This window comes from Acinetobacter sp. A1 (genome assembly GCF_012371315.1).
In the GTDB taxonomy this organism is placed as follows: domain Bacteria; phylum Pseudomonadota; class Gammaproteobacteria; order Pseudomonadales; family Moraxellaceae; genus Acinetobacter.
Genome location: NZ_JAAZQY010000026.1, coordinates 23,702 through 35,350, shown reverse-complemented (window position 1 = coordinate 35,350; position 11,649 = coordinate 23,702). Strand labels below are relative to the sequence as shown.

Sequence of the window (11,649 nt, the reverse complement as noted above, 5' to 3'; positions counted from 1 at the left end):
ATTATTGAATTCGGTGACCGCTTAAGCAATCACCTTTAATTTACGAAAAGCAATTACACAAAATTATTTACAGGCTCTAGATCAGCTTCATTTCTCAATATTTTAGATTCCTCTACTCCATGAGCACGAGCCAATGCAATACTGGACTCTACGATTGAAATATTAGTATTTAAGTCAAAAGCTTTACTTCTTAAATCAGCAATTTTTTCAAATTCAGTATTAATTTTATTTACGACATTTATATAAACTTCATCTACCGTAGCTAGAAAAAGTTGCATAGAAACTTCCATTTGTTGTGCAAGCTTTTTATCTTCACCTAATAAAATTTCACATACAAACTTTCCTGCGATTGAACCAATAACAGCACCTAAAACAGGTATAGGGATAAATGTTTGTCCTGCTAGCGCAGCAAGACCAACACCTGCACTATCTGCACAGACAAAAATTGAATTCATCTGAAATTCTTCAAAAGTTAATTTCCCTTGGTAAAAGTCATTTACCAATGAGCTTACCCCTTTAGATGCAGTAACGAATGCACCAGCTAAGGGGGCAGCTAACCCTGCACAATTAGTCAAACCATAAACTGCAGCACCAGTCACACCACCTAAGGCGGATGCTTTAGCTGTATTTAATCCAACTTCCTTCCAATCTTCTTTAGTAAGCTCACCCTTAAATAAATTTTTTCCTTCATTTTTATATTTAAGATATAAAGAGGAACTTAAGGAAATAGCACCACCGACAGCTGCAGCAGCTCCCGCTGCTTTTAGCCCTTCTGTTAAAGTAGCTTGATGTTTATCATGAATAATATCCTTCATTTTTTCATTTTGTTGTTCGAGGTCAGTACTGTGCTTATTTAATGTTTCATGCACTTGACCTTGTTGAACTTCAGCATAATCAGATACCCCAGGACGAACTACCTCATTAAATGGCTGTCCAGACTTGGTTTGGATTTCTTCAATTTTTGCTTGAACAGAATTGATCGTCTTTTGACTTAAACTTTCAATGGATTCACCACGATGAATTTTAGAAATCAATTCATAATGATCTTTTGGAATATGATAATAGGATCCGTCACGACCGAAATTTTCATATTTGTCCATATGTTTAAGCACATGATCAAGATTGTTACCCAAACCGTTAATAAATTTTGATTGAACCTGAACTCCATCAATCAAATAATCTTCAGGTGCAGTCCGTCCTACTCCTTCAAAGGTGGCTCTAACAGTATCACCTGCAAGAGCATCTCTTGCATTACGAATACCTACTTCAACATGTTCAGCAATTTCTCCATGTTTAGTAAGGTCGCTACCTAAAATATTTTCAGGTGTACCAATAAATTCTCGGACTTTATCGACGTGCTTCATTGAATTAATAAAGCATTGATCCTGCAGATTAAGTTGTGAAATTTCATCTTGCAGTCTAGCAACATTAATGCCATCGATTATGGCACTAGAAATCTGGTCTTGTACTGAAGTTGTTTGCATTAATATTGCCTGATTATTAAATAAAATTAGAGTTCAACTTTCTTTTTCATAAGTAGACATAAGCTCTCTACATGATTCTTCAATGAAATCATAAGTGCTTTTTGGCCATCATCTAATTGATTATAATTAAGTGTAGTAAGTGTTGAATCTAGTGTTCTTAATTGGTATTGCATCCCCATAATATGCTTCTGTGTTTCTTCCGCAAGTTTTTCCACTTCTAAAGAGGCTGCTTTAAATTGTCTATTTAGAACTTCAATTTCCTTTCTTTTTTCATCAGCTTCTTTAGCGATTTTCTCATTTCTACTGCGCGCAAAAAGTGCACTTCCGACCAATGCTGTACCGCCAATGGCCCAGCCTACTGGTCCTGCAAGTGCCAATAAAGCATTACCTGCAGCCATACCACCACCACCTGCAGCAAGGGCTCCTCCACCTAACCAAGCTAATGCTGCATTAGTAGCTGCTGCACCACCTAAAGCAGAAATGGCAGTACCTGTAGATGCTGTACCAAAAGTAGTTGCAATTGCCATAGCTGCAGTTGGGGCGAAAGCTGCAACACCAGCCCCAGCAGCTACTCCAGCTCCGGCAGTACTGCCTGCTTGTATATCAATTTGACGTGCATTTTCCTTAATTTGATCGAGAATATCATTAAATACTTTAAATTCAGCTTTATATTCACTAAACGTTTTATCGAATTCTTTGGGTTTGTTGGCGATACCACTAAAAAGGGCTTCGATTCTAGTAATAATGTTATGAGCATCATTTTTACGAAGATTCATTAATTTTTCAGATTTTTTACCAACTTCTATACCTAGTTTTTCGTAGGTATTTTTAGCATTTTCAAATTTTTCGATTGCATTCTTTTTTAAATCCCCATTTAACATTTTGCACCCTCTAGCATTTATATTGTGATTTAATGTTTTTAAGTCACTAATATATATAAATTAAGTATCCTTGAATATACTGTTATAAAGACATAATAAATCTTAATAATAAGTTGTGAACCGTATCAGGTTTTTCGGAGACCAACTTTCTTGAGATGAGCATTGCTTCGCAAGACGTAGCGAAGCGTAGTGTCCCGATGACAAAACCAAAATATACCCCTGAAATCAGAGAAAGAGCGGTTCAATTATTGATTGACTACCAAGACGGTATCTCAGGTCAGTGACTTTACGTATATTCAAACCAATTCAGGTTGGGTCTACACCGCCTTTATTATTGATGTGTTCTCACGAGCAATTGTTGGATGGAAAGTATCAACACGTATGAATACAGACATGGTGCTCGATGCACTTGAGCAAGCATTGTATGATCGAGGCTTGCCAAAGAACGTGATTCATCATTCCGACAGAGGTGTGCAATATCTTTCCATTCGTTATACCAATCGTTTAGAAGCAGCAAATTTACGAGCATCAGTCGGTACAACTGGTGATTCATATGATAATGCTCTGGCTGAAACGGTGAATGGCTTATACAAAACAGAGGTGATTGAATATTTAAAAGCAGATTGGCAAGGTTTAACGGATGTACAACTTGCGTCATTAAACTGGGTAGACTGTGAACCGTACCGAGTTTGTCGGAGAATTTTTATTTAAGTATTTTATTCATAGAAACAATGCTAAAACTTTTGACCCCATTTGGTTTAAAATTAACTGTTGTGAAGAAATGATCACTTTCTATCAGGATATTTTCGATCTCAATGAACTGTTTAACTTCTCGAATTTGATTGTCTTTATTCACAATATTCCTATTGAGTGAGTCGAATCTGTGCTCAGGTTGAGCAGTTCGGCTACTGTTCTGAAATGACAGCTTTGTCCGTTATAATTGTATAAACATTTTTAGTGTCTGGTAATTATGTCCTCATTGATCAATTTTCTATCTCGCTTTAGTACTGCAACTCTTCAGCGCAGCCAGAGCTATGCTAAACACATTGATAGGAAAACGATTGAGTTCTTTGAGGAAAATGACGATGTCACGATGTATGCCCAAATTGAAGGGACAGATTATTACGATACTGCAATTACCTATAATCTTAAAAAGGACCGTTTAATTGATGACGACTGCACTTGTCCGGTTGGATATAACTGTAAACATGCTGCTGCTTTAGCCAAATTATTTTATCAAGAATATCGAGAAGGATATCTGAAGAGCTATGTTGACTCTCAGTCATCATCTCACACTCAAAAAGATCGGGTTGCAATTAATCAAGCACAACGCTGGTTAAGTGAGTTTAAGCAGTATTTACAACATACCCAGTTAGAGCAGCAAAAGACAACGAGTAATTATTTACTTTATTATTTAGATCAGCCTTTAGGTCTATTCGGGTTAAAACTTGAGGTTCGCAAAGGTAGACGTAATAAAAGTGGGACGATCACAGGTGTCAGTTCTTATACTGAATATGGCAATATTCTAAAAAAACGTCTGTCTTTGCCTGATGGGAAGCGACAATTATTTAATCAAATTTATTATTATGCCAAGCTCAATCAGAATGAGTTTTCTTATGGAAATAGTCTTGATATATCAGGCATTGTCTTAGAGCATTTTAAATCTTTCATTCAGAGTGGTGATGTCTATTGGAAACAAAAAAGTGATGCTCCACTTACATGGTCAGAACAAAGCTATCAGCTTGAATTTTCTTGGCAAAAGAGCATTGAAAAACAGACTGAGCACTTAGATTTTGAGTTGGTCAATGGAAATGTTCGACTCAATTTAAAATCGAATCCACATCTTCAAATTCTTGTAAGTCAGCCACTTTGTTATATCGATATTCACAAGAATACGGTAGGGCAACTCTATAGTGAATATACATCGGATTTACTGTACTACCTTTGGCGGATGCCAGAGATGCCTGCGACGGTTTTGACTGAGTTTGAGCAGCTTACCCATCAATCTACAACGATACATAACTTGCCGAAACCTGGGTTTCTTCAAGAGATTGAAGTCTTACAGGGTAATCCCCAGCCAATTTTACGCTTCGGTGTTTTAGATAAATTTGATTGGAAATGGGAGGAGTCTGTTTGTGCTGAAATTGAATTCTCCTATGCAGGCGGGCGAATTAAAGCAGGTACATCAGGTGACAGTTTCATTGGTGAGCAGCATGACAAAATGGTGCGACAGCTTCGGGACTTAGTTCAGGAACAACAGTCAATCCAGCGTTTACAGCTATTGGTCGAATCACTGAAGTGGGTGAAAGATCTTAGTTATGACCAGCAATTAAAACTGGATAAACAACGTCTCGATTCTATGGTTTTTGCTTTCTATGGAGACTGGATCAAACAGCTGATGCCCATCAATCAAATTGAGTTGATGGGCTGGCAGATAGAGCATCTGGAAAACAGCCCCTTTAACCTGCAATATGTTGAAAATTTAAATATTTCTATCACTGAATCTGAAGGCCAGCAGGACTGGTTCAATATCGGGGCGACGGTTCAAGACAGTGCAGGCAATTCTTATAATTTACTTGATGCGCTCGTAGCTTTGGTGCGAGTAAATCCTGATTTACTTGATCCGCGGACTTTTATTCATCTGCATGACAGTCAAATTTTCACCGTGAAAACTGCAGTTGATCAACCTGATTTGGCGCTATCCGCTAGGGATATTAAGCCGGTATTATTGCATCTGCAGAGCATTTTACAGCAAGAAGAGCGCAGTATTGATCGCTATGATGCGAGTCAATTATTAGAATTGCAGCATAATCTTGGGATGACATGGCAGGTCAGTGATCGCCTGCAGAAATTTGTACATAAATTCAAACAAGGCTATCAGCAACAACTGCCAACACCACAAGGTTTTCAGGGGGAGTTGCGTCTATACCAGCAGCAGGGCTTAGGCTGGTTACAGTTTTTAAGGGAAACCCAGCATGGCGGGATTCTGGCAGATGATATGGGCTTGGGGAAAACAGCACAAACTTTAGCCCATTTACTCATGGAAAAGCAGGCTGGATATTTGCAGGATAGTCCCGCCTTAATTGTTGCACCCACATCGCTGATGCATAACTGGTTCAAAGAAGCGGAGAAATTTACCCCAGAGCTCAAGGTATTGCTGCTACAGGGGCCCGATCGCCATCAGTATTTTGAGCAGATTCCGCACTATGATATTGTGTTAACCACCTATCCGCTTCTGGCGAGAGATGAAGAGCAACTAAAGCAATATGAATATCATCAACTCATTTTGGATGAGGCGCAGAATATCAAAAATCCGCGCGCCAAAGCTGCACAGGTAGTACGGCAATTAACAGCGCGACATCGTCTATGTCTAACCGGTACACCTATGGAAAATCATTTGGGTGAGCTGTGGGCACTATTTTATTTCCTGATGCCAGGATTTTTATATTCACAAGAAATTTTTAATAAAAAGTACCGTCATCCGATTGAAAAGCGCGGTGATGAGCAGTTAAGACAAAAGTTGGTCAACCGGATTAAGCCCTTCATTTTACGTCGCTTGAAAACTGACGTAGCCAAAGAGTTGCCAGAAAAAACCACGATTGAAGTCAATATTGATATGAATGACCAGCAATCCAAGTTATATGAGGCTGTTCGTGCCACGATGCAGGCAAGCATTCAGAAAATTGTGGCAGAAAAAGGCTTTAAACGTAGTCAAATTCAAATTTTAGATGCCTTACTGAAGCTACGTCAGGTGTGCTGCCATCCTAGCTTACTAAAGCTGGATTCAGTGAAAATTGGGCAGGCGCATTCTGCCAAACTTGAACAGTTGATGGATATGGTCGTTCCAATGGTGGAAGAGGGGCGAAAAATTCTTATCTTCTCTCAGTTTACCTCAATGTTGGAACTGATTGAACAACAGTTCCATCACGCAGAAATTGGCTATGTGAAGCTGACTGGAAAGACCAAAAAGCGAGATGAAGTCATTACAGCGTTTCAGTCTGGACAAGTGCCGGTATTTTTAATCAGTCTGAAAGCAGGAGGGGTCGGTTTGAATCTAACTGCCGCAGATACGGTCATTCACTATGATCCATGGTGGAACCCTGCTGCTGAAGATCAAGCTTCAGATCGTGCATGGCGGATTGGACAGGACAAGCCAGTATTTGTGTATAAGCTGATTACCAATAAAAGCATAGAAGAAAAAATTCTTGCCTTACAGCAAAACAAAGCAGAACTGGCACACTCTATTCTAAGTACCGATCATGAGGGCGAAGCGAAACTGACGGAAAATGACGTGATGAACTTGTTTGAGAAATTTTAGTTTGGTTTCAGATTACCCTAATCATCTGTAAGTATCTGAAAGTCTGGATGCAATTTTTTCCAATGTTCTCTTAATTTTTCTTTATGAGCAGGAATCATAGGTAAGTCTAGTAATAGCACTGGCCATACTGACCGTGCTTTGTCCATGATCGCGTGAAGTTGTTTTTCAATAACACGCCATGGAACACCGACTTTTTCAGCCCATTCTTCAAAGTGTTTCATCTCAGCTAAATACCAATCTTTATTTTTGGCAAGATTTAATGCGAAATGATGCTCATTTTCAATATATACACTAGTCATTAATATATCGTATGCGGGAGATAATCTGGGTGCACTTTTATCATGATAAATCATACTGCAGTTTTTTAAGTGCGCATCTCCATTGGCGAGTAAAATATTGACGAGTAAACGGCTGGCAAATTGCTGAATATCAATAATTTTGTTATCTGAAAATTGATAAATGATCTTTCCTATCTGCTCATAATTTGTGGTGCTGTATTTCTGATGTGGATATGCGCCGAAGATCTGAGCAAAATCTTCGATGTGAATAAGCTCTCGTTGATCGAAAGAGCCTGTGCGTACATATTGTTCATTTAGGAAAGACGAGAACTTCATCTAAAATGATTACTTGTGCATTAGATCGTTTATGGATGAGCCATGCTTATAGTGTGACATTTGATAATGGCAAGGAATTTGCCGAACACAAAAGAATTACTGATGTCGGGATAGAGACCTATTTTGCTGATCCTTACAAGTCTATTCAACGAGCAAGGAATGAAAATACAAATGGTTTAATCCGGCAATATCTGCCAAAATCATCATCGTTTGATGACGTGTCAAACGAACAAATAGAGCAGATAGAATTTGCACTCAACCATTGTCCTAGAAAAACACTAGGTTGGCATACACCGAGTGAAGTTATGGGTGGTTTTTATACTGTTGCACTTGCCGCTTGAATCCGCCTTATATTTTAAGTGATTTGTAATCTAATTTGTTGCTTAAAAGATTGAATCTTGGGGGGCGTTGCATTGGCAGCGCAAAGAGAACTTATATCTTACAGAGCGAATATGTTGTCAAAAAACAAATCAATTTTTATCTTTCTTTTTTTAGCATTTGTAATCGTGAATATTTTCATGATTAGTTTATTTGCTTATACCTTATATACTTCACATGAGCGCGAAGAAGCTGAAGTTAGAATTCATATAGAAAATTTAACTTTACTTCTTGAAAAAAGAATTAGCAGTAGCTCAAAAGAAATTGATTTATCTTTACATACGTTACAAGCTTATGTAGAAAAAGAATTACGTGAAAAAAAACAAATAAATGATAGAGATATTTCTAGCTTTATTCAAAAACAAAAAGACTGGATCGGTTCTGTTACACGAATTCATATCACCGATATCAAAGGTCAAGTCCAATTTGGCGATAGTGATATTAGTAATGAGACTTGGAATTACGCCAACTATCGTTTTTTTAAAGATGTTCAACAGAATGATACAGATCAACTGTTTGTTACGAAACTAATAAGAGATCCTAATGGTCAAGGCTGGGTTCATCTATTTGCACGACGTTACAACCAGCCGGATGGAACTTTTGCAGGTATGATCGTCTCTACATTACCTGCTAGTTACTTTAATCATCTGATTGCAGATCTGGATGTAGGCCCTAAAGGGGTGCTGTTGGTGCAAGACCTGAATATGCGAATTATCGCCCGCAATCCCGTGCTCCAAACTCCGAAAGGCCTAGTGGGTTTTGTAAGTGCACCACCAGAACTGTCACAACTGGTTCATTCCAGAGCACAGTTTGGTAGTATTTATAGTCAACAAACAATAGATAAAGTCCCACGTATGGGACACTTCCGTAGATTAAGCACTATGCCTGTTTTTGTTGTTGTTGCTTATGCAAAAGAAGACTATCTGGCTCAATGGTATCATGAACTAATTAAAGCTATTTTGTTTGGGTTGCTCTTTCTTGTAGTTACTGCGATTACAACATACTTAGTTTGGTATCAAATCCGGGCCAATATATTAAGTAATCGTCGTAGTCAGATGCTGTTGCAGAATGCTAAAGATGGTATTCATATACTAGATAGACAAGGCCGGCTCATTGAAGGGAGTGATTCGTTTTTTCGTATGATAGGCAGCACTCCACGACTAGTTGTAGGACAAACGCTGAGTTATTGGGATAACGGCTATAATGAAACAGATCTTCAAGATTTGATCAATACAGGTGTTTTAAATCCAGAAGGTATTCGCTTCGAAACTTATTATCAGAATGCTCAAGGTGAGTGTTATCCAGTAGAAGTCAGTTCAGTTCTAGTGCATCTTGATAATGAAGAGGTTTTCTTCTGCTCGGCACGTGATATTACTGAACGTAAAAAAGCTGAAGAAAATCAGCGTATCGCTGCAACTGCATTTGAATCCCAGGTTGGAATGATGATTACAGATTCTCAGCGAGTTATTTTACGGACCAATCGTGCATTAACAGAAATTAGCGGTTATAGCCAGCAAGAGTTGATCGGTAATACACCAAAAATCTTTCAATCGGGCAGGCACGACAAAAAATTCTATGCCACCATGTGGGAGCTTATTCGTACCACAGGATCTTGGCAAGGTGAAATATGGAATAAGCGTAAAAATGGAGAATTGTATCCACAGCACATCTTGATTGCGGCTGTACGTGATAGGAATGGCGAAACGACGCATTATGTGTCTTCTATTACCGATATTTCTGCCTACAAAGCTTCAGAAGAAAAAGTACGCTTGCTTGCATTCTATGATTCTCTGACCCAATTACCTAACCGTAGCCTGTTTCTCGAGCATCTTGAACAGAGCCTACAAGAAGCGGAAAATAAAAAATGGTGGGGAGCACTTCTGTGCATTGATCTGGATCACTTTAAAGTATTGAATGATACAGAAGGTCATGAGACTGGCGATCGCTTATTAAAGCAAGTCGCAACGCGCCTGTCAGAATACATAGAAGCAAATCAAATGGTTGCTCGATTTACGAGTGATGAGTTTGTGGTACTGCTTGATCAGCTTGGAAACTCCGAGATGGAGGCTATCCAACGAGCAGAAAAAACTGCAAAAGATATTTTGCAAAGACTCGCTCAACCATACTTTTTCACTAACTCTGAGTACCGTAGTTCAGCAAGTATCGGGATTAGCCTGTTTGGTCAAGATGCAGAGGAAAACCTACAGGATCCAATTAAACGTGCCCAAATGGCAGTGTTTGAAGCAAAGAATTATGGCCGAAATACCTATCGCTTCTTTGATCTACGGATTCAATCCCAGGTTGAGGAACGTGCCGAGATTGATGCCGGCTTGCGTCAAGCGTTGGAAAAAAATCAGCTTATGTTGCATTACCAGCCACAAGTAAATGGTGCAGAGCGGATGATAGGAGTAGAAGCCTTGTTACGTTGGCGTCATCCAGTTAAAGGAATGATTTCTCCTGCCCGTTTTATCCCTATAGCAGAAGAAAATGGCTTTATGATTTCACTGGGTCAGTGGGTACTCGAAAGTGCCTGCCAGCAATTAGGAGAATGGGCTAAACACCCGAAAACAGCTCATCTCAGCATCGCCGTGAATGTCAGTGCAAGTCAGTTTAGGCGTGAGGAGTTTGTTCAAGACGTACTCGAAATTCTGGAGCGTACCCAAGCTCCGGCACACTTGCTCAAACTTGAACTTACCGAAAGTGCCCTAGTCATGCGTATAGAAGATATTATTGAAAAAATGACCATTCTTAAACGTTATGGAGTGATATTTTCTCTAGATGACTTTGGGACTGGTTATTCTTCTCTGGCTTATTTACAACGTATTCCAATTGATCAGTTGAAAATTGATCAAGGTTTTGTTCGTGATATCGTGGTGAGTAGTAATGATGCCGAAATTGTGAAAATGATTATTGTTTTGGCTAAAACTTTGGGAATTTCTGTAATTGCTGAGGGAGTTGAAACTGAAGCCCAACGAGATATATTAGAAAAACAGGGCTGTTACCATTATCAAGGCTATTTGTTTGGCAAACCGATGCCTATTGATGAGCTTGAGCAATACTATCTTTCAAAAGTACATACAAAACCAAGAAGGACATGAGTAAGTCCCAAAGTCGTGCTATCTATCCCCACCTAAATCAAAGATTACAGATGGGGAATTTCGCACAGTTAGTTAAATTGCTCTATAAAGCAGGGCAGCCAGGCATTCCGCTTGCTCAATCGAACAGATGCCTTCCAGGCGCATCTCTTTGATCAGACGATCCTGAGGGGTTCTATTCGCCCGTTCTACACAGCCTTTGGCTTGTGGTGAGTTGGCGAAGATAATATCGATATTCAGGGTGCTGAGTACGCGCCCAAATTGCGTAATCTTGGTGTCTTTCTTGCTGCTTTGATTCACCCCGAAGACTGAATGTTTGTCGCTGTAAAACGCTAAAAGCTTACCATGCTGTTCGACATACAAACTTGTTGAATCCATGAATGGTAGTGAGCTTTTCATGGGCCAAGGTAGGTCCAAATCCCAGCAGATGTTCAGAAATAATGGAAAGACATTTTGATTTTAATAAATCATCATGGCGACGATGGCCAGGTTGACCACGACTGGCATGCGCCATACCTGAAACACCATCTTGATTGAGCTTCTGTAATAACCAGGTAATTTGACGGGTTGAAAGATTAAGGATTTCAGCAGCACGGACTTGGGTAATACGTTGATCTCGAACGTCTTGCAGAACAGCAAGACGTTGAATTTCTTTGTCAGACATAGTGATCAGCATCTATATTTCATATCCAGTCCATGATGTTTAAGCCATCATAAACTAGACATTTTTATTGGTGAGAATATAGACATTTTGAATGGGTTCTAACAACGCAATTGCGTATAATCAATATTATGTTAAATACCATTCACCATACAATAAGTTCATATTTATCTTACTCTCACCTGAATTGGCTATTCACCAAAACTTATGAATCTTGC

4 protein-coding genes and 4 pseudogenes are annotated in these 11,649 nt (G+C 39.1%); 4 read left to right on the top strand and 4 right to left on the bottom strand.

The window, feature by feature from the left end; all coding sequences use genetic code 11:
- Positions 1-53: 53 nt before the first annotated feature.
- Positions 54-1,484: a hypothetical protein gene (locus HHA41_RS09820; RefSeq protein ID WP_168461541.1), complete on the bottom strand. Its 1,431-nt coding sequence runs from the start codon at positions 1,482-1,484 to the stop codon at positions 54-56.
- A 26-nt stretch (positions 1,485-1,510) separates the two neighbouring features.
- Positions 1,511-2,365 (bottom strand): hypothetical protein, encoded by an 855-nt coding sequence (locus tag HHA41_RS09815; protein WP_168418680.1) that lies wholly within the window; start codon positions 2,363-2,365, stop codon positions 1,511-1,513.
- 276 nt (positions 2,366-2,641) lie between these two features.
- Between HHA41_RS09815 and HHA41_RS09810 the strand changes: the two are divergent.
- Both HHA41_RS09810 and HHA41_RS09805 read left to right on the top strand, forming a co-directional pair.
- Positions 2,642-3,037, top strand: a pseudogene (locus HHA41_RS09810) (DDE-type integrase/transposase/recombinase); the annotation flags it as partial.
- 298 nt (positions 3,038-3,335) lie between these two features.
- Positions 3,336-6,683 (top strand): DEAD/DEAH box helicase, encoded by a 3,348-nt coding sequence (locus tag HHA41_RS09805; protein WP_075167630.1) that lies wholly within the window; start codon positions 3,336-3,338, stop codon positions 6,681-6,683.
- Positions 6,684-6,700: 17 nt separating this feature from the next.
- Here HHA41_RS09805 and HHA41_RS09800 read toward each other — a convergent pair.
- Positions 6,701-7,237, bottom strand: a pseudogene (locus tag HHA41_RS09800) (HipA domain-containing protein); the annotation flags it as partial.
- On the opposite strand from HHA41_RS09800, the pseudogene HHA41_RS09795 reads away from it, so the two are divergent.
- Together HHA41_RS09795 and HHA41_RS09790 are read left to right on the top strand one after the other, a co-directional pair.
- Positions 7,237-7,638, top strand: a pseudogene (locus tag HHA41_RS09795) (IS30 family transposase); the annotation flags it as partial. The pseudogenes HHA41_RS09800 and HHA41_RS09795 sit on opposite strands and share 1 nt — an antisense overlap.
- Before the next feature lie 57 nt (positions 7,639-7,695).
- Positions 7,696-10,773 carry an EAL domain-containing protein gene (locus HHA41_RS09790; RefSeq protein ID WP_228278961.1) on the top strand — a complete coding sequence of 1,026 codons (3,078 nt, stop codon included), beginning with the start codon at positions 7,696-7,698 and terminating at the stop codon, positions 10,771-10,773.
- A 71-nt stretch (positions 10,774-10,844) separates the two neighbouring features.
- Here the strand turns inward: HHA41_RS09790 and HHA41_RS09785 are convergent.
- Positions 10,845-11,446 (bottom strand): annotated as a pseudogene (locus tag HHA41_RS09785) (ISNCY family transposase); the annotation flags it as partial.
- Positions 11,447-11,649 lie beyond the last annotated feature (203 nt).

Coding starts and splice junctions, on each gene's coding strand:
- HHA41_RS09805 (WP_075167630.1), top strand. CDS start 3,336: ATGTCCTCATTGATCAATTTTCTATCTCGCTTTAGTACTGCAACTCTT.
- HHA41_RS09815 (WP_168418680.1), bottom strand. CDS start 2,365: ATGTTAAATGGGGATTTAAAAAAGAATGCAATCGAAAAATTTGAAAAT.
- HHA41_RS09820 (WP_168461541.1), bottom strand. CDS start 1,484: ATGCAAACAACTTCAGTACAAGACCAGATTTCTAGTGCCATAATCGAT.